This window comes from Cytobacillus sp. T106, from assembly GCF_040492155.1.
In the GTDB taxonomy this organism is placed as follows: Bacteria; Bacillota; Bacilli; order Bacillales; family Cytobacillaceae; genus Bacillus_AB; species Bacillus_AB infantis.
Genome location: NZ_JBEUMK010000039.1, coordinates 1 through 906 on the forward strand (window position 1 = coordinate 1; position 906 = coordinate 906).

Here is a 906-nt window from a genome sequence, read left to right on the forward strand (position 1 = left end):
CCTTCAAGCATAGGACAATGTGTCTTCTTTGGCGTCTTGATATTGTGCCTCTTTATACGCCTTTTCATATTCAATCGGGGTGGCGTAACCGAGAGTGGAGTGCATTCTTTTGTGATTATAAAAGTGAATATAAAACTGGATAGCTCCAATGGCTTCTGCTTTCGTCTTAAACACAAACTTGTACAAATACTCTTTCTTGAGTGAGGCAAAAAATGACTCTACACAAGCGTTATCATAAGGAGTGGCTTTTCGGCTCATACTGATTGAGGCTTCGGCCCCCTCTAAGGCTTCAATATACTTTTTTGAACAGTACTGGCTACCACGGTCAGAATGGTGGATCCACCCCTTGGAGGGGTGGCGGAGTTCGAGTGCTTCCTTTAAGGCCTTTAATGGCAGTTTGACGTCCATACAATCATTAATGGCATAGCTAATAACCCGGCGGGAAAACAGGTCTAAAACTGGATTGAGATATAGAAATCCTTCGCCGGTATGGATATAGGTAATATCGGTTGCCCAGACACGATTAGGTTTTTCTGGCTTAAACTCCCGGTCCAGCTCATTCTTGAATACACGCTGCTGGTGATCCGAATCAGTGGTTTGAGTATATTTGATTGGCGGTGTGGCATATAAATCCAGATCTCTCATTCGGTTTGACACTGTTTTAAGAGAGACTGTCATGCCATCCTTGGTGACCAGTTTCCGGTGGATTCTTGGGCTTCCATACGTCCCCAGGTTGTCGTGGAAATGAAACAGGATTCTTTCGTCCAGATGCCGTCTCTGCTTTTGCCTTTCTGTTTCCTCCTGGCTTTGTCTTCTTTCCCAAGCATAATAACCAGAGGTGGATACACCTAGTACTTCGCACATCTTCACGATGGTATGCTCATTTTTATGTTCATATATGAAGGT

General features: G+C 44.0%; 1 protein-coding gene. It reads right to left on the reverse strand.

The window, feature by feature from the left end:
• Positions 1-3: 3 nt before the first annotated feature.
• A partial coding sequence (locus tag ABU165_RS25110; RefSeq protein ID WP_353762703.1) for an IS3 family transposase occupies positions 4-906 on the reverse strand: 903 nt, incomplete at its 5' end.